The sequence below is a fragment of the Jatrophihabitans sp. genome (assembly GCA_036399055.1).
Lineage (GTDB): Bacteria > Actinomycetota > Actinomycetes > Mycobacteriales > Jatrophihabitantaceae > Jatrophihabitans_A.
In genome coordinates, this window is the sequence record DASWNX010000023.1 from 1 (window position 1) to 17417 (window position 17417).

At 69.3% G+C, this 17417-nt stretch carries 18 protein-coding genes; 16 read left to right on the forward strand and 2 right to left on the reverse strand.

Annotation, left to right across the window (positions count from 1 at the left end):
* The 12 genes from glyA to VGB75_09200 all read left to right on the forward strand — a co-directional run.
* Window positions 1-1164, forward strand: a 1164-nt coding sequence (gene glyA / locus VGB75_09145) for a serine hydroxymethyltransferase (GenBank protein HEY0167195.1), incomplete at its 5' end; no start/stop codon positions are given.
* A gap of 20 nt (window positions 1165-1184) precedes the next feature.
* Window positions 1185-2303 carry an MraY family glycosyltransferase gene (locus VGB75_09150; protein HEY0167196.1) on the forward strand — a complete coding sequence of 373 codons (1119 nt, stop codon included), beginning with the start codon at window positions 1185-1187 and terminating at the stop codon, window positions 2301-2303.
* Window positions 2304-2311: 8 nt separating this feature from the next.
* Entirely contained in the window at window positions 2312-2692 is a 381-nt protein-coding gene (locus tag VGB75_09155) for a hypothetical protein (protein HEY0167197.1), read from the forward strand.
* 351 nt (window positions 2693-3043) lie between these two features.
* On the forward strand, window positions 3044-3865 hold the full coding sequence (gene atpB, locus VGB75_09160; GenBank protein HEY0167198.1) for a F0F1 ATP synthase subunit A: 822 nt from the start codon (window positions 3044-3046) through the stop codon (window positions 3863-3865).
* A 94-nt stretch (window positions 3866-3959) separates the two neighbouring features.
* The gene (gene atpE / locus VGB75_09165) at window positions 3960-4163 is read left to right on the forward strand and encodes an ATP synthase F0 subunit C (protein ID HEY0167199.1); all 204 of its coding nucleotides are present in this window, start codon (window positions 3960-3962) and stop codon (window positions 4161-4163) included.
* A 44-nt stretch (window positions 4164-4207) separates the two neighbouring features.
* Window positions 4208-4762, forward strand: a complete 555-nt coding sequence (locus VGB75_09170; GenBank protein HEY0167200.1) for a F0F1 ATP synthase subunit B — start codon at window positions 4208-4210, stop codon at window positions 4760-4762.
* On the forward strand, window positions 4759-5625 hold the full coding sequence (locus VGB75_09175; GenBank protein ID HEY0167201.1) for a F0F1 ATP synthase subunit delta: 867 nt from the start codon (window positions 4759-4761) through the stop codon (window positions 5623-5625). The genes VGB75_09170 and VGB75_09175 overlap by 4 nt, the downstream gene beginning before the upstream one ends.
* A gap of 53 nt (window positions 5626-5678) precedes the next feature.
* A complete protein-coding gene (gene atpA, locus VGB75_09180) occupies window positions 5679-7304 on the forward strand; it encodes a F0F1 ATP synthase subunit alpha (GenBank protein HEY0167202.1) in 1626 nt (541 codons plus the stop codon).
* Window positions 7305-7307: 3 nt separating this feature from the next.
* Complete coding sequence (locus VGB75_09185) at window positions 7308-8258, forward strand: F0F1 ATP synthase subunit gamma (GenBank protein HEY0167203.1); 951 nt, start codon at window positions 7308-7310, stop codon at window positions 8256-8258.
* 11 nt (window positions 8259-8269) lie between these two features.
* Window positions 8270-9715: a F0F1 ATP synthase subunit beta gene (gene atpD / locus VGB75_09190; protein ID HEY0167204.1), complete on the forward strand. Its 1446-nt coding sequence runs from the start codon at window positions 8270-8272 to the stop codon at window positions 9713-9715.
* Window positions 9716-9817: 102 nt separating this feature from the next.
* A complete protein-coding gene (locus tag VGB75_09195) occupies window positions 9818-10213 on the forward strand; it encodes a F0F1 ATP synthase subunit epsilon (GenBank protein ID HEY0167205.1) in 396 nt (131 codons plus the stop codon).
* A 53-nt stretch (window positions 10214-10266) separates the two neighbouring features.
* On the forward strand, window positions 10267-10674 hold the full coding sequence (locus VGB75_09200) for a DUF2550 domain-containing protein (GenBank protein HEY0167206.1): 408 nt from the start codon (window positions 10267-10269) through the stop codon (window positions 10672-10674).
* Window positions 10675-10699: 25 nt separating this feature from the next.
* On the opposite strand, the gene VGB75_09205 is transcribed toward VGB75_09200, so the two are convergent.
* Together VGB75_09205 and VGB75_09210 are read right to left on the reverse strand one after the other, a co-directional pair.
* Entirely contained in the window at window positions 10700-11278 is a 579-nt protein-coding gene (locus VGB75_09205; protein HEY0167207.1) for a cob(I)yrinic acid a,c-diamide adenosyltransferase, read from the reverse strand.
* A 90-nt stretch (window positions 11279-11368) separates the two neighbouring features.
* The gene (locus VGB75_09210) at window positions 11369-11674 is read right to left on the reverse strand and encodes a hypothetical protein (protein ID HEY0167208.1); all 306 of its coding nucleotides are present in this window, start codon (window positions 11672-11674) and stop codon (window positions 11369-11371) included.
* 233 nt (window positions 11675-11907) lie between these two features.
* On the opposite strand from VGB75_09210, the gene VGB75_09215 reads away from it, so the two are divergent.
* From VGB75_09215 to VGB75_09230, 4 genes are all read left to right on the forward strand, one after another.
* Window positions 11908-12756 (forward strand): 3-hydroxyacyl-CoA dehydrogenase family protein, encoded by an 849-nt coding sequence (locus VGB75_09215; protein ID HEY0167209.1) that lies wholly within the window; start codon window positions 11908-11910, stop codon window positions 12754-12756.
* A gap of 78 nt (window positions 12757-12834) precedes the next feature.
* Window positions 12835-14889, forward strand: coding sequence for a protein meaA (locus tag VGB75_09220; GenBank protein ID HEY0167210.1), 2055 nt, complete (start codon window positions 12835-12837; stop codon window positions 14887-14889).
* A gap of 54 nt (window positions 14890-14943) precedes the next feature.
* On the forward strand, window positions 14944-15618 hold the full coding sequence (gene nucS, locus VGB75_09225) for an endonuclease NucS (GenBank protein HEY0167211.1): 675 nt from the start codon (window positions 14944-14946) through the stop codon (window positions 15616-15618).
* A gap of 86 nt (window positions 15619-15704) precedes the next feature.
* Window positions 15705-17354: an aldehyde dehydrogenase family protein gene (locus tag VGB75_09230; GenBank protein HEY0167212.1), complete on the forward strand. Its 1650-nt coding sequence runs from the start codon at window positions 15705-15707 to the stop codon at window positions 17352-17354.
* Window positions 17355-17417: the final 63 nt, after the last annotated feature.

The following is a 17417-nucleotide window of genomic DNA, read 5'->3' on the forward strand; positions in this document are numbered from 1 at the left end:
CTGCAGCTGATCGCCAGCGAGAACTTCACCAGCCCCGCGGTGCTCGCCGCGCTGGGCAGCACGCTGTCGAACAAGTACGCCGAGGGCTACCCGGGACGCCGGTACTACGGCGGATGTGAGGTCGTCGACCGCGCCGAATCAATCGGCATCGAGCGGGCGAAGGAGCTCTTCGGCGCCGAGCACGCGAACCTCCAGCCGCACTCCGGCGCGAACGCCAACCTGGCCGTCTACGGCGCCTTCCTGCAGCCCGGCGACACCTTCCTGGCCATGTCGCTCCCGCACGGCGGCCACCTGACCCACGGCGCGAAGGTCAGCTTCAGCGGCAAGTGGTTCGACGCCGTCCACTACGGCGTCGCCGAGGAGACCGAGCACATCGACTACGACCAGGTGCGCGACCTCGCGCGCACGCACCGGCCGAAGCTGATCATCGCCGGCGGCTCGGCGATCCCGCGGCTGATCGACTTCGCCGCCTTCCGGGAGATCGCCGACGAGGTCGGCGCCATCTTCATGGTCGACGCGGCGCACTTCATCGGCCTGGTGGCCGGCAAGGCGATCCCCTCGCCGGTGCCCTACGCCGACGTGGTCACCTTCACCACCCACAAGGTGCTGCGCGGCCCACGGGGCGGGGCGCTGGTGTGCAAGGCCGAACACGCCGCCAAGCTCAACAAGGCGGTGTTCCCGATGATGCAGGGCGGCCCGTTGATGCACGCGATCGCGGCCAAGGCGGTCAACCTCGCCGAGTGCGCCACGCCGGAGTACCAGGCCTACACCAGGCAGGTGATCAGCAACGCCCAGGCGCTGACCGCGGGCCTGGCCGAGGTGGGGATGCGCCCGGTCACCGGCGGCACCGACACCCACCTGGCGTTGCTGGACCTGCAAGGCATCGGGGTCACCGGCCGGGACGCCGAGAGCCGCTGCGACGCCGCGGGCATCGTCCTGAACAAGAACGCCATCCCCAACGACCCGGCGCCGCCCTCGGTGGCCTCCGGCGTCCGGGTGGGCACCCCCTCGGTGACCACCCAGGGCATGACCGAGCCGCAGATGACGCAGATCGCACGGCTGATCGGACGGGCGGTCACCAGCGACGACCCGGCCGTGCACGCCGACGTCCGCGCCGAGGTCAGCACCCTGGTCGCTGCCCACCCGGCCTACCCGCAAGGTTGAGCGCGACGTTGGCGTAGCTCATGCATCCGTCCCTGGAATACGCGCTGGTCGGCCTGATCGCCGCCCTTGGGACGTTTCTGTGCACCCCGTTGGCCCGCCAGTTCGCCACCCGCTGGGGGGCGGTCGCCAAGCCGCGCGACCGGGACGTGCACGCCGTGGACACCCCGCGCCTGGGCGGCGTGGCGCTGCTGGCCGGCTTCGCGGTGGCCATGCTGGTCGCGCACGCCCTGCCCACCCTGCGCAGCACCTTCGGCAACGGCAGTGAGATAACCGGGGTGCTGTGGGGCGGTCTGATCATCTGCGCGGTGGGTGTGCTGGATGACCGCTACGAACTGGACTCGCTGACCAAGTTCGCCGGGCAGGTCACGGCCGCGGCCGTGATGTCGATCGTCGGCGGCATCCAACTGCTCTACATCTACGTGCCATGGGGCAACATCGGCACGATTCCCTTGGACCGTGACGCCAGCGTGGAGCTGACCATCCTGCTCACCGTGCTGACCGTGAACGCGATCAACTTCATCGACGGCCTGGACGGCCTTGCGGCCGGGGTCACCGCGATCCAGGGGATGGCCTTCTTCGGCTACAGCTATCACCTGGCGCAGATCGGCAACACCGACATCGCGCTGGCCCCGACGCTGATCTGCGCCGGCCTGGTCGGCGCCTGCATCGGGTTCCTGCCGCACAACTTCGCCTCCGCGCGGATCTTCATGGGCGACTCCGGGTCGATGCTGGTCGGGCTGATGCTCTCGGCCGGCGCCACCACGGCCTCCTCGCAGGCTGACCCGCAGTCACTCGGCATCAAGGGGACCTTGCCGCTGTACCTGCCGCTGATCCTGCCGCTGGCGGTGCTGGCGCTGCCGCTGTTCGACCTGCTGCTGGCGGTGCTGCGGCGGTTGCGGCGCGGCCAGTCGCCGTTCGCGCCGGACAAGGAGCACCTGCACCACCGGTTGATGGACCTGGGGCACAGCCATCGCCGGGCGGTGCTGCTGCTGTACTTCTGGTCGGCGGTGCTGGCCTTCGGAGCGGTGGCCATGTCCTTCAGCAGCGGGCCATGGCTGGTGCTGACGGTGGTGGCCGCCCTGCTGGCAGCCGGCCTGCTGGCGACCGCCATCCCGCGGCTGCGCTCGGCCCGATTGTGAGCAGGCCGATGACCGCGTCAAAGCCGGTGACCCTGCGCTGGTGGGCGCTGGCCGCCGCCGCGGCGCTCGGCCTGATCGGGTTCAGCCTCGCCTCGGCCAACGGCGTGCGGGCCGGTCTGAGCTTCGTCGGGGGCCTGGCCCTGGTGACCGCGTGCTTTGAGTTCGGAGCGTTCAACATCCGGTTCGTCGGCCGTCATCTGCCGGGTATGACACTGCTGGTGGCGATGTTGAGCTACCTGACCACCGCGATCGCCCTGGCGCTGGTGCTGGCCGCTTCAAGCCCCCGGGTGGTCGACGGGCAGGCGATCGCGGTGGGCCTGTTCGCCGGGCTGGCGATCTGGCTGGGCGGGGAGCTGGCGGCCACTTGGGTCGTGCGGGAACACCCCTGAAAAGCCTGTTAGCATTCCCTCACAAATGCACAGCTCGCCACGTCCGAACCCCCCCGCAGAGGGTGGCGGAGATCCATGGGCGGCCTTCGGCTATCTTGTAGCCGGAGTGCTGTTCTACGGTTTCGTGGGCTGGTTGCTGAGCGTTTGGTTGCACGCCGACTACTGGATTCCGATCGGAATCCTGGTTGGCGCTGGTTTCGGGATGTACATGGTGTTCGCCCGTTACAGCATCAAAGCGCCCAAAGCCGAACCCCGCACGACCAAGAGCACTCCGTCCAAGAATCGGACGACGTCTGATGACGAGGCAGCCCGAACAACACGGCCAGATAGTGATGACCGAGGAGAGACTGCGTGAGCCACACCGGCCAAGTCCTGGCAGCAGCTGAAGGATTCCACGCGCCTGGACCGGCTGAGTTCTTTTTGCCAGATTTCGCGGGCAATAACTGGGGCGAGCACGGCTACCAGGCGCTGCTGACCAAGGCGTCGCTGTTGCTGGTGCTCGGCGCGGTGCTGGCCTACCTGTTCCTGGCGATGACCTCGCGGCGAAGCGCCGTGGTCCCGAGCAAGAGCCAATACCTCGGCGAGCAGGCCTACACCTTCGTCCGGAACGGCATCGCTCAGGACATCATCGGCAGCAAGGAGTACCGCCGCTACGTCCCGCTGCTGGTCTCGCTGTTCTTCTTCGTGGTGATCAACAACCTGTTCGGCATCGTGCCGCTGCTCGCCTTCTCGCCGTTCTCCAAGGTCAGCTTCGCCTACGGCCTCGCGCTGCTGGTCTGGCTGATCTACAACGGCGTCGGCGTCATGCAGAAGGGCTTCTTGGGCTACCTCAAGCACACCACGGTTCCATCCGGCGTGCCGGCCTGGATCCTGCCGCTGCTGATCCCGCTGGAGTTCCTGTCCAACATCCTGATCCGGCCGGTGACGCTCTCGCTGCGTCTGTTCGCCAACATGTTCGCCGGTCACCTGCTGATCATCCTGTTCTCCACCGGCGGCGCTTACCTGCTGATCACCGCGACTGGTTCGCCGGTGCTCAAGCCGGCCGGTGTGCTCGCTTTCACTCTCGGGGTGGCAATCGGTTTCCTCGAAATCGTGGTGGCCGTGCTGCAGGCCTACGTCTTCACGCTGTTGACCGCGCAGTACATCTCCGGAGCGCTTGCCTCCGAGCACTGATTTCCGGCACCACCTGCTTGACCGCGCACCGTGCGCACCATCGGATAACGATCACGATCGGCCATCGCGGCCGAGAAACGAAAGGAAACCCCCCATGGGTGGCTCGCTCAACATGGTTGGCTACGGACTGGCGGCTATCGGTCCGGGCATCGGCATCGGCCTGATCTTTGCCGCCTACATCAACGGCACGGCACGCCAGCCTGAGATGCAGAGCCGGTTGCAGCCGATCGCCATTCTCGGGTTCGCTCTCGCCGAGGCGCTGGCCATCATCGGCATCGCGCTCGCCTTCGTTATTTAGCCGGCAGCTCGAAGAGCAGTTCCACCGATCTCTAGGGGTGCGTTATGTATCTGACTCTGCTCGCCGCGGAAGAAGAGGGGCACGAGCCGAACCCGCTGGGCTTCGTGCTGTCCGAATTCATCCTCGTGCTGATCATCTTCGGGCTGTTGCTCTTCATGATCAGCAAGTTCGTGGTGCCGCGGTTCGAGAAGGCCTTCGACGACCGTCGGGACGCGATCGAGGGCGGCATCGCGCGCGCCGAGCAGGCGCAGGCCGAAGCGGCCCGACTGCTGGAGCAGTACAACGCCCAGTTGGCCGAGGCTCGCACCGAGGCCGCCCAGATCCGCGAAAGCGCCCGCGCCGAGGCCCAGCGGATCGTGGAGGAGCTGCGCACCCAGGCACAGCAGGAGTCAGCCCGCATAGTGGCTCGCGGTCAGGAGCAGTTGGCGGCCCAGCGCGGTCAGGTGGTGCGCGAGCTGCGCGGTGAGATCGGCACTCTGGCCGTGGAGCTGTCGGAGAAGATCGTCGGGCAGCGACTGTCTGACGACGCCGCGATCCGCGGCACGGTGGATGCGTTCCTGGCCGACATCGAGCGCCAGCAGGCAGGCGAGCAGCGATGATCCACGCTGCCTCGCGTTCTGCCCTCGCCGAATTGCGCGAGCGGCTGAACACGGTGCTGCCCGATCTCTCCAGCGTCCTGGTCAACTGGATCCCGCTGCTGCGCCGGTACGAGGACGGCAGCCGGCATCGCGAGCTGGCCGACGAGCTGTACGCGGCCGCTGAGCTGCTGAGCAAGCAGCCCCGGCTGCGGCGGGCGCTGGGTGATCCCTCCACCGACGCCTCGGCGCGCGCGGACCTGGCCCGGTCGTTGTTCAGCGGCCAGGTCGGTGACGTGGCGCTGGGCCTGATCGCCGACGCGGTGTCGCTGCGCTGGTCCTCGCCGTGGGACCTCACTGACGCCTTGGCGATCCTGGGCGACGACGCCCTGCTGGCCGCCGCCGAGCAGGACGGTCAGCTCGACACCGTCGAGGACGAGCTGTTCCGGTTCGAGCGGATCCTGGCCGACTCCGGTGAGCTGGGCGCCGCGCTGGACGAAGCGGGTGTTCCGGCCGAGCGTCGTCGCGGCCTGCTCCAGTCGTTGCTCGGTGAGAAGGTGCAGCCGATCACCGCACAGCTGCTCGAGCACGCGGTGACCAGCGGCCGCCGGCCCACCCTGACGCTGGCGATCGATGACCTGCTGCAGGCAAGCGCCGCGCGCCGGGAACGCTCGGTCGCCCGGGTGCTCTCGGCCACCGAGCTCACCCCGGCGCAGACCGAGCGGTTGGCGGCGGCGCTGACCCGGCTCTACGGTCGAGAGATAAACGTTCGAACCGCTGTGGATGAAAGTGTCAAGGGCGGCCTGGTGGTCCGAGTGGGCGACGAGGTCATCGACGGCAGCGTCGCCAGCCGGCTGGCAGCTGCCCGCGCCGCGTTCGCCGGCTGAGAAGTGAAACACGTGACCGAGCAACATCCGATGATTGAGATTGAGGAACCAAGATGGCTGAGCTGACGATCTCTGCCGAAGAGATCCGGACCGCACTCGAGGGCTATGTGTCCTCGTACTCGCCGGAAGCCTCCCGCGAAGAGGTCGGGATCGTCGCTGACATCGGTGACGGCATCGCCCACGTCGAGGGCCTGCCCAGCGTGATGACCAACGAGCTGCTCCAATTCGAGGGCGGCACCCTCGGCCTGGCGCTGAACCTCGACGTCCGCGACATCGGCGTCGTCATCCTCGGTGACGACTCGAAGATCACCGAGGGCCAGCAGGTCAAGCGGACCGGTGAGATCCTCTCGGTCCCCGTCGGCGACGCCTTCCTCGGCCGGGTGGTCAACCCGCTCGGCGAGCCCATCGACGGCCTCGGCGAGGTCGTCTCGGACACCCGGCGCGCCCTGGAGCTGCAGGCGCCCACCGTGGTGCAGCGTCAGGAGGTCCGGGAGCCGCTGCTGACCGGCATCAAGGCCATCGACGCGATGACCGCCATCGGCCGGGGACAGCGCCAGCTGATCATCGGCGACCGGCAGACCGGCAAGAGCACCGTCGCCCTCGACGCGATCATCAACCAGCGCGCCAACTGGGCCAGCGGCGACCCGAAGAAGCAGGTGCGCTGCATCTACGTCGCCATCGGCCAGAAGGGCTCCACCATCGCCGGCGCGCGATCGGCCCTGGACGCGGCCGGCGCGCTGGAGTACACCACCATCGTCGCCGCGCCCGCCTCGGACTCGGCAGGCTTCAAGTACCTCGCCCCCTACACCGGCTCAGCCATCGGCCAGCACTGGATGTATGACGGCAAGCATGTGCTGATCGTGTTCGACGACCTGTCCAAGCAGGCCGAGGCCTACCGCGCGGTGTCGTTGCTGCTGCGCCGCCCGCCGGGCCGCGAGGCCTACCCGGGCGACGTGTTCTACCTACACTCGCGGCTGCTCGAGCGCTGCGCGAAGCTATCCGACGAGCTCGGCGGCGGTTCGATGACCGGCCTGCCGATCATCGAGACCAAGGGCAACGACGTCTCGGCCTACATCCCCACCAACGTCATCTCGATCACCGACGGCCAGTGCTTCCTGGAGACCGACCTGTTCAACGCCGGTGTCCGCCCGGCCATCAACGTCGGCATCTCGGTGTCGCGAGTCGGTGGCGCCGCGCAGTCCAAGGCGATGAAGTCCGTCGCCGGCCGGCTCCGGGTCGACCTGGCCCAGTACCGTGAACTCGAGGCATTCGCCGCCTTCGGCTCGGACCTGGACAAGGCCAGCCAGCAGCAGCTGCGGCGCGGGTCCCGGCTGGTCGAGCTGCTCAAGCAGCCCGCGGCCTCGCCGTTCCCGGCCGAGCGTGAGGTCGTCTCGATCTGGGCCGGCACCACCGGCCAGCTCGATGAGCTCGAGGTCGCCGATGTCCGCCCGTTTGAAGCGGCCCTGCACGATTACATCGCGCACAACAAGCCCGAGATCTTCGACAGCATCGTCAACACCGGCAAGCTCGAGGACGACACCATCGAGCAACTGCAGAAGGCCGTGACCGAGGTCAAGGCGCAGTTCACCTCCACGGTGACCGCTCGCGCCGATGACGACCAGCCCAAGCCCCGGCGGGTCAACAACGTCGAGTCGGCTGTCAAAGAAGACGTGAAGTAGCGGATGGGCGCCCAGCTCCGGGTCTACCGGCGGCAGATCAAGTCGGTCCAGTCGACCCAGAAGATCACCAAGGCGATGGAGCTCATCGCCGCGTCGCGCATCGTCAAGGCGCAGAACCGGGTCAACGCGGCCCGGCCCTACGCTGACGAGCTGACCCGGGCGCTGGCTGCCCTCGGCAAGGACTCCTCCCTCAAGCACCCGTTGCTGACCGGAGCCGAGAACGCCAAGCGCACCGGCATCCTGCTGGTGACCTCCGACCGCGGGCTGGCCGGCGGTTACAGCGCCAACGCGATCAAGAAGGCCAACGAGCTCGCGGCCTCGGTTCGCGCCGAGGGCAAGGAGCCGGTGATCTACGTCATCGGACGCAAGGGCGTCGCCTTCTACCGGTTCCGCCAGATCCGCATCGCCGGCAGCTGGACCGGGTTCTCCGAGCAGCCGACGTTCCTCGACGCCCGCGGCGCGACCGAGGCCGTGGTCTCGGCACTGCTGGCCACCAGCGACGGCGAGTCCGACGGCCAGGCCGGCATCGATGAGTTGTTCGTGGTCTACACCCGGTTCGAGTCGATGGTCACCCAGAACCCGACGGCGTCGCTGGTGGCGCCGGTCCGGTTGTCTGACGCAGAGCAGGCCGCCCAGGACCAGCGCGACTCCGACTCCGGGTCCTCCGACGGCCCCGGACCGGCTTACGAGTTCGAGCCTGAGCCCGGCGAGCTGCTGACCGCCCTGCTGCCGCGCTACGTCAGCGCCCGGATCTTCTCGGCGCTGCTCGAGTCGGCGGCGTCGGAGTCGGCAGCCCGGCGACGGGCCATGAAGTCGGCCTCGGACAACGCCTCGGACCTCATCAAGACCTACACCCGGCTGGCCAACCAAGCCCGCCAGGCCGAAATCACCCAGGAAATCAGTGAGATCGTCGGTGGCGCCGACGCCCTCGCGGCAGCAGGAAGTGACTACTGATGAGCACTGTCATGCAAACCCCCTCAGACACCGACACCACACCGGCGCCGGTTCGCGGCCGGGTCGTCCGGGTGATCGGACCGGTCGTGGACATCGAGTTCGGCCGCAACAGCCTGCCGGCGCTCTACAACGCGCTGCGGGTCGACATCGAACTCGGCGAGCTGTCCAAGACCCTGACGCTGGAGACGGCGCAGCACATCGGTGACGACATGGTGCGTGCCATCGCGCTGCAGCCGACCGACGGCCTCGTCCGAGGCGCGGAGGTGACCGACACCGGCGCCGCGATCAGCGTCCCGGTGGGCGACATCACCAAGGGCCACGTCTTCAACGCCCTGGGCGAGCCCATGGACGAGGCCGGCAAGAAGCTGGAGTTTCCCGAGCGCTGGTCGATCCACCGCTCACCGCCGGCCTTCGATCAGCTGGAGTCGAAGACCGAGCCGATGTGGACCGGCATCAAGGTCATCGACCTGCTGACCCCGTACGTGGTCGGCGGCAAGATCGGCCTGTTCGGCGGGGCCGGCGTCGGCAAGACGGTGCTGATCCAGGAGATGATTTACCGGGTCGCTGAGAACTTCGGTGGCGTGTCGGTGTTCGCCGGCGTCGGCGAGCGCACCCGTGAGGGCAACGACCTGATCGCTGAGATGACCGACTCCGGCGTGCTGGAGAAGACCGCGCTGGTCTTCGGTCAGATGGACGAGCCGCCGGGCACCCGGTTGCGGGTGGCGCTGTCGGCGCTGACGATGGCCGAGTACTTCCGCGATGTGCAGGGCCAGGACGTGCTGCTGTTCATCGACAACATCTTCCGCTTCACCCAGGCCGGTTCGGAGGTCTCCACGCTGCTCGGCCGGATGCCGTCGGCAGTGGGGTACCAGCCGACCCTGGCCGATGAGATGGGCCAACTGCAGGAGCGGATCACCTCGACCCGTGGTCACTCGATCACCTCGATGCAGGCGATCTACGTCCCCGCCGACGACATCACCGACCCGGCGCCGCACACCGCCTTCGCCCACCTCGACGCCACGACCGTGCTTTCGCGGCCGATCTCGGAAAAGGGCATCTACCCGGCCGTGGACCCGCTGGACTCCACCTCCCGGATCCTGGACGCCCAGTACATCGGCGAGGAGCACTACAACGTCGCCTCCGAGATCAAGCGGATCTTGCAGCGTTACAACGAGCTGCAGTCCATCATCGCGATCCTCGGTATCGATGAGCTCTCCGAAGAGGACAAGATCCTGGTCAACCGGGCCCGCCGGATCGAGCGGTTCCTGTCGCAGAACACCTTCGTGGCCAAGCAGTTCACCGGCATCGAGGGCTCCTTCGTGCCGATCGAGGAGACCATCGACGCGTTCAAGCGGCTGGCGGCCGGCGACTTCGACAGCTACCCGGAGCAGGCGTTCTTCATGTGCGGCGGCGTCGAGGACCTGGAGAAGAAGGCTCACGAGCTCAAGAACTCTTGATGCACAGCGGCAGGGTTCGAGCAGGCGAGCGAGGAGCGGAGTGAATGGCTAGCTCAGTGAGCGAGCATCGCAGCGAGCGCCAGCGAGCGAGGAGCGGAGTGAATGGCTAGCAACGCCACTATGCAGGTCGAACTGGTGTCGGTCGAGCGTCCGATCTGGTCCGGAGAGGCCACTGCGGTCTATGCCCGGACCGCTGAAGGCGAGATCGGCGTCCTGCCCGGTCACACGCCGTTGCTCGGCGCGCTGGCGCCGGGCTGGCTGGTGCGCATCCTGCACGCCGATGGCGTCGAGCAGCGGGTGGCGGTGCACGGCGGCTTCCTGTCGGTGCGCGCCGACGGTGTGTCGGTGCTGGCCGAGATGGCCGAGAACGCCGACGAGATCGATGTCGCCCGAGCCCGGCAGGCGCTGGAGCGGGCCGGCGACGGCGCCGACGAGGACTCGGTCGGGGCACGCAACCGGGCGCTGGCACGCTTGCGTGCCGCGGGCGAGCAGATTTAGCGGTTTCAGCGTCGCCCAGCAGGCTGGGCAGGCAGTGCGAAGGAGGCACCCGATTGGCGGAGATCGAGCTCTCCGCTCTCATCTTGGTGTGCGCGCTGCTGATGCTGTGGATCGCCGTGGTGCTGCACCAGCGGCGGGTGGTCGCCTCGGCCGGTGGCCTGCCGATGGCGCTCAAGCGCGATGACCAGCGCTGGTCCAACGGAGTCGGCCGCTACGAGGGCGACGAGTTGGTCTGGTACCGCACCCTGTCGCTGTCACCGACCCCGGCGCTGCGGATGCCGCGCACTGACCTCGAGGTCATCCTGAGCCGGGCGTGGGACCCGCAACGCGACATGGCGCTTCGGCCGAACCTGATGATCGCCGAGTGCCGGTTCAGGGGCGCCAAGGTCAGCCTGGGCTTTCCGGACAACGGGCTGACCGGCTTTCTGTCCTGGCTGGAGGCCTCGGCGCCGAGGTTCTGACACCGGTTGGCCGGCCGGGCGGCGCTCAGCCGGCGGTCGGGCCGCCAGGCTGCCACAGCACGTCGGCGCCGGTGTTGGCGCACCGCGCCAGGATGAACAGCAGGTCCGAGAGCCGGTTGAGGTAGGTGGCGGCCAGCTGGTTGGTGTGCTCGGGATCTGCCTCGACCAGTGCCCAGGTGCTGCGCTCGGCACGCCGGGCGACCGTACGGGCCACGTGCAGCAGCGCCGCGCCGGGCGTGCCGCCGGGCAGGATGAAGCTTGCCAGCGCCGGCAGCTCGGCGTTGAACTCATCGCACCAGGCTTCCAGGCGGCTGAGGTAGCTCTCGGTGATCCGAAGCGGCGGGTACTTCGGGTCGGCCACGATCGGGGTGCACAGGTCGGCCCCGACGTCGAACAGGTCGTTCTGCACGTGCCTGAGCACCGCCGCGATCGGCTCGGCCAGCTCGCCGAGCGCCAACGCGGCGCCGACGGCGGCGTTGGTCTCGTCGGAGTCGGCGTAGGCGGCGACCCGGATGTCGGTCTTGGGCACCCGGCTCATGTCACCGAGTCCGGTCGTGCCGGTGTCGCCGGTCTTGGTGTAGATGCGGGTCAGATGTACGGCCATGGCCTCAATCTAGGGGGGCGGCCGGCGAGGCGGCACACCGCGGCGGCCCTGCGGGCGCGGTCCTGGCCACCTTGCCCCGGCCGCGAGGCGCTAATCGGCCAGCAACTGGCGGGCGCGGTCGGCCTCGGCCGCGAACACCAGGAGGTCATAGCTGTCGCGGTCAAGCCGCGACACCGAGCAGCGGATGCCACGCTCGGACAGCAGGTTCTTGGCCGCCAGCACCTGGGAACGGGGAGCGTGGGACAGCACCGGGGTCAGCAGGCCGAGATCGGCGTTCGGGCCGCCCTGCGGTCGCCCGGTCCGCGGCCGGGACGGCTGGAACACCCACCGACTCGTCAGCATCAGCATGACCATGATGCCGATAGCCCACGCCAGGATGCTCAGATCGAAACCCATGTCAGAATCACCGACGCCTCTCCGCACCGATCCGCCGGACCGATCCGCCAGTCCGCTCAGTCCAGCATTACAGCCGTTGACCAGCCGGCGCGAGCTGCGCGATGACGGGCCGCTATCGTGCGAGCATCCCGCCTAGCCGGGCCGAGGCGGCGGCACGCACAACCAGCCCGTCGCACGCCCCCAGCCCGTCGCACGCCCCCAGCCCGTTGGAACGCAGCGAGGAGACATACGCCATGACACAGCAGGTAGCGGTTATCGGAGCCGGCCTGATGGGATCCGGGATCGCCCAGGTGGCGGCCGTGGCAGGGCTGTCGGTCGCCCTGCAGGACGTCACCGAGGTGGCCCTGCAACGCGGCAGGGACGGGATCGAGAAGTCACTGACCAGGTTCGCCCAGAAGGGCACGCTCGCTGAGGCCGATGTGCAGGCGGCGCTGGAGCGGATCACCATGAGCACCGACCTGGGCTCGGCGGCCGAGGCCGACATCGTCGTCGAGGCGGTGTTCGAGAGCCTGGACGTCAAGCACGGGCTGTTCCGGACCCTGGACGGGTTGTGCAAGGACGGGGCGGTGCTGGCCTCCAACACCTCCGCGATCCCGATCAGCCAGCTCGCCGCGGTCACCCGGCGCCCGGAGTCGGTGGTGGGCACCCACTTCTTCTCGCCGGTGCCGATGATGAAGCTGTGCGAGCTGGTCCGTGGCTACAAGACCTCCGATGACACCCTGGCCCGGGCGCGGGCCTTCGCCGAGCAGATCGGCAAGACCTGCATCGTCGTCAATCGCGACGTCGCGGGCTTCGTCACCACCCGGCTGATCGCGGCGCTCAGCAATGAGGCGGTCCGCCTGGTCGAGAGCGGGGTGGCCAGCGCCGAGGACATCGACACTGCCTGCAAGCTCGGCTTCGGCCACGCGATGGGGCCACTGGCGACCCTGGACCTGACCGGCGTCGACATCATGCTCAACGCCTCGAACAACATCTACAACGACACCAAGGACGCCAAGTTCGCCCCGCCCGAGCTGCTGTCGCGGATGGTGGTGGCAGGCGACCTCGGCCGCAAGACCGGCCGGGGTTTCTACTCCTACTGAGCCGGTCGGTCGCCCGGCCGCCTCACCGTGCGAACTGGGCCACATCGTCCTACCCACCGGTAGCGCGCGTGCCAGACTCTGGCCAGCCGAGTCCCGTATCCACCTCAGGAGGCCGCGCCGATGGTCGAGCGGACCAAGCCGTGGGTGATGCGCACCTACGCCGGGCACTCCAGCCCGCTGGAGTCCAACGCGCTCTACCGGCGCAACCTGGAGAAGGGCCAGACCGGGCTGTCGGTCGCCTTCGACCTGCCGACCCAGACCGGCTATGACCCCGACGCCGAGCTGGCGCGCGGCGAGGTGGGCAAGGTCGGCGTGCCGATCGCCCACCTCGGAGACCTGCGGACGCTGTTCGAGGGCATCCCGCTGGAGCAGATGAACACCTCGATGACCATCAACGCCCCGGCGATGTGGCTGCTGGCGCTGTATCTGGTCGTCGCCGAGGAGCACGCCGCCAAAGCGGGCCTGGACCCGGCTCAGGCCCGCGCCCAGCTGGCCGGCACCACCCAGAACGACATCGTCAAGGAGTACCTCTCGCGCGGGACGTTCATCTATCCGCCCGAGCCGTCGCTGCGGCTGATCACCGACGTGATCGCCTACACGGTGGCCGAGGTGCCCAGGTGGAACCCGATCAACATCTGCAGCTACCACCTGCAGGAGGCCGGGGCGACGCCGGTGCAGGAGGTCTCGTTCGCGCTGTGCACGGCCATCGCGGTGCTGGACTCGGTGCGCGATTGCGGCCAGCTGCCGCCGGAGAAGTTCGGCGAGGTGGTGCAGCGGATCTCGTTCTTCGTCAACGCGGGGGTGCGCTTCGTCGAGGAGCTCTGCAAGATGCGGGCCTTCGGCCGGCTGTGGGACGAGATCACCGCCGAGCGCTACGGCGTCACCGATCCGAGGCAGCGGCGGCTGCGCTACGGCGTCCAGGTCAACTCCCTGGGCCTGACCGAGGCCCAGCCGGAGAACAACGTCACCAGGATCCTGCTGGAGATGCTCGGGGTGACCCTGTCGAAGAATGCACGAGCACGCGCGGTCCAATTGCCGGCCTGGAACGAGGCGCTCGGCCTGCCCCGGCCGTGGGACCAGCAGTGGTCGCTGCGCATGCAGCAGGTGCTGGCGTTCGAGACCGACCTGCTGGAGTACGACGACATCTTCGACGGCTCGACCGTGATCGAGGCCAAGGTCACCGAGATCGCCGCCGGCGCCCGAGCCGAGATCGAGAAGGTGCTCGGCCAGGGCGGCGTGGTGGCCGCGGTCGAGTCCGGATACCTCAAGAGCGCGCTGGTCTCGTCGCTGGCCGAGCGCCGGCGCCGGATGGAGACCGGCGAGGACGTCGTGGTGGGGGTGAACCGGTTCACCGAGACCGAGCCCAACCCGCTCACCGCCGACGTCGAGGGCTCGATCCTCACGATCGACCCCGGCGTCGAGGCAGCCGCGGTGGCCTCGGTGCGCGCCTGGCGAGCCGAGCGCGACCAGGCCGAGGTGGCGGCCAGCCTGGCCGACCTGAAGTCGGTGGCGGCCACCACCGCGAACCTGATGCCCGCCACCCTGCGCTGCGCCCGCGCCGGCGTCACGACCGGTGAATGGGCCGGGGCGCTGCGCGAGGTGTTCGGCGAGTACCGGGCGCCGACCGGGGTGTCGGGCGCCGCGAGCGCCGGTGCGGCCGGGGGCGCCGACGAGGCGTTCGCCGAGCTGCGCCGCCGGGTCGCCGAGACCGGCGACGAGCTCGGCGGCCGGCTGCGGTTCCTGGTGGGCAAGCCGGGGCTGGACGGGCACTCCAACGGCGCCGAGCAGATCGCCGTCCGGGCCCGCGACGCCGGCTTTGAGGTGGTGTACTCCGGAATCCGGCTGACCCCGGCCCAGATCGTGGCCTCGGCGGTGGAGGAGGACGTCTCGGTGGTGGGGCTGTCGGTGCTGTCCGGCTCGCACCTGTCGGTGGTCCCCGAGGTGCTGGACGGCCTGCGGGCCGCGGGCATGGACGACGTGCCGCTGGTGGTGGGCGGCATCATCCCCGACGCCGACGCCGCCCGGCTTCTCACGCTCGGAGTGGCCCGGGTCTTCACCTCCAAGGACTTCGAGCTGAGCAAGGTGCTGGGCGGGGTGCTGGAGGCCGTCCGGGAGGCCAACGGGCTGAACTGAGCGGCGCGGTCGGTTCGAGTGAGCCGCTGGCGTTCGGCTGGGTAGGCTGCCCCGGTGCGCCTGGTGATAGCTCATTGCATGGTCGACTACGTCGGGCGGCTGACCGCCCACCTGCCGATGGCGCCGCGGCTGCTGATGATCAAGGCCGACTGCTCGGTGCTGGTGCACTCCGACGGCGGGTCCTACAAGCCGCTGAACTGGATGTCCCCGCCGTGCACCTTCGTGGAGTCCGAGCTGCCCGAGGGCGCCGCGCTCTGGACGGTCACCAACAAGTCCGGCGACCAGTTGCTGATCACCGTCACCGAGGTGCTGCATGACTCCAGCCACCAGCTCGGGATCGACCCGGGGCTGGTCAAGGACGGTGTCGAGGCGCATCTGCAGGTGCTGCTGGCCCAGCACATCGAGACCCTCGGCGCGGGTTACCGGCTGGTCCGGCGGGAGTTTCCGACCGCGATCGGACCGGTCGACATCATGGCCCGCGACCCCCAGGGCGTGTCGGTGGCGGTGGAGATCAAGCGGCGAGGCGACATCGACGGCGTCGAGCAGTTGACCCGCTACCTGGAACTGCTCAACCGCGACCCGTTGCTGGCGCCGGTCAAGGGTGTCTTCGCCGCCCAGGAGATCAAGCCGCAGGCCCGCACGCTGGCCACCGACCGCGGCATCGCCTGCCTGGTGCTGGACTACGACCTGCTGCGCGGGGTGGACGACCCGTCCCAGCGGCTGTTCTAGCCGGCGTCGCCCTGTCTGGGTAGCGTCGTGCCGCCGCCTTGACGGCTGCGGTGGCGGCCTGGCGTACCGGCCAGTAACCTCCCTGCATGACCGCTGTCTCCGCCCACTCCGGCAGCACGGCGCAATCCGGCAGCACGGCCCAGCCCGACAGCACGGCCCAGCCCGACAGCACGGCCCAGCCCGAGGGCACGGCCCAGCATCCCGAGGGCACGGCCCAGCATCCCGAGAGCGGGGCGGCAGGCGGCCGGCAGACCTTCCAGTCCACGAGTCCGGCGTCCGGCGAGCTGATCGGCGACTTCCCGATCCACAGCGCCGAGGACGTGGGCGCGGCCGTGGCTCGGGCCAGGGCGGCCGCCGGTTGGTGGGCCGAGCTCGGCGCGGCCGGCCGGCGCGAGCGGTTGACCGCCTGGCGGGTGCAGCTGGTCCGGCGCGCCGACGAGCTGGCCGAGCTGATCTCACGGGAGAACGGCAAGCCCCACGACGACGCCGTCGTCGAGGTCGTCATCGCCATTGCCCACCTGGCGTGGGCCAGCCGCAACGCCGCCAAGGTGCTGCGCCGCCGCCGGGTCAACCCCGGACTGCTGGCGGTGAACCACTCCGCCAGCGTGGAGTACCTGCCGTTCGGCGTGGTCGGGGTGATCGGGCCGTGGAACTACCCGGTGCACACCCCGATGGGCTCGATCTCCTACGCCCTGGCCGCCGGAAACGCGGTGGTCTTCAAGCCCAGCGAGTTCACCCCGGCCGTCGGCCAGTGGCTGGTGGACTCCTTCGCCGAAGTCGTCGGCGAACAGCCCGTCCTGCAGCTGGTCACCGGGTTCGGCGCGACCGGCGCCGCCCTGTGCCAGGCGGGCGTGGACAAGCTGGCCTTCACCGGCTCGGCGGCGACCGGCCGGCTGGTGATGGCCAGCTGCGCGGCCACCCTCACCCCGTGCGTGATCGAGTGCGGCGGCAAGGACGCCCTGATCGTGGCCGCCGACGCCGACCTCGAACGCGCCGCCGAGCAGGCCGTCTGGGGCGCGATGTTCAACGGCGGCCAGACCTGCGCGGGGGTGGAACGGGTCTACGTCGAGGCGGGCGTCTACGACGAGTTCATCGCCAAGGTCAGCGCGGTGGCGGCCGGCATCCGCACCGGCCCACCCGGCGCGCCGGACACGACCGGCGCGCGACCTGCGGCGCATTACGGCGCGATCACCATGCCTGCCCAGCTGGAGGTGATCTCCCGGCACATCCGCCAGGCCGTCCAGGCCGGCGGCCGAGCGCTGGTCGGCGGGCCCGACTCGGTGCGCGGGCCCTACGTCGAGCCGGTGGTGCTGGTCGACGTGCCGGCGGACCAGCCGGCGGTCACCGAGGAGACGTTCGGCCCGACCATGGTGATCAGCAAGGTCACAGACCTCGACGAGGCAGTGGCGCTGGCCAATTCCGGGGACTACGGCCTGGGCGCGTCGGTGTTCAGCCGCGCGCAGGGCCGGCAGCTGGCCGCCCGGCTGACGGCCGGCATGGTCAGCGTCAACTCGGTGCTCACCTACGCCTCGATCCCGGGGCTGCCCTGGGGTGGCAGCGGCCAGTCCGGCTTCGGCCGGATCCACGGCCCGGACGGCCTGCGCGAGTTCGCCCGTTCCAGGGCCGTCACCTCGCAGCTGTTCGACATCCCGCTCAAAGTCGCCACCTTCGCTCGTCCGGACAGCTCCATCGGCCAGCTCCGCCAGCTGGCCAGGCTGCGCTGGGGTCGGCGTTGAGCCAGCGCGCGAGCGCCGGCAGCGACTAGCCCGGACCCGCCGGCGTGAGATTTCACCCACGCG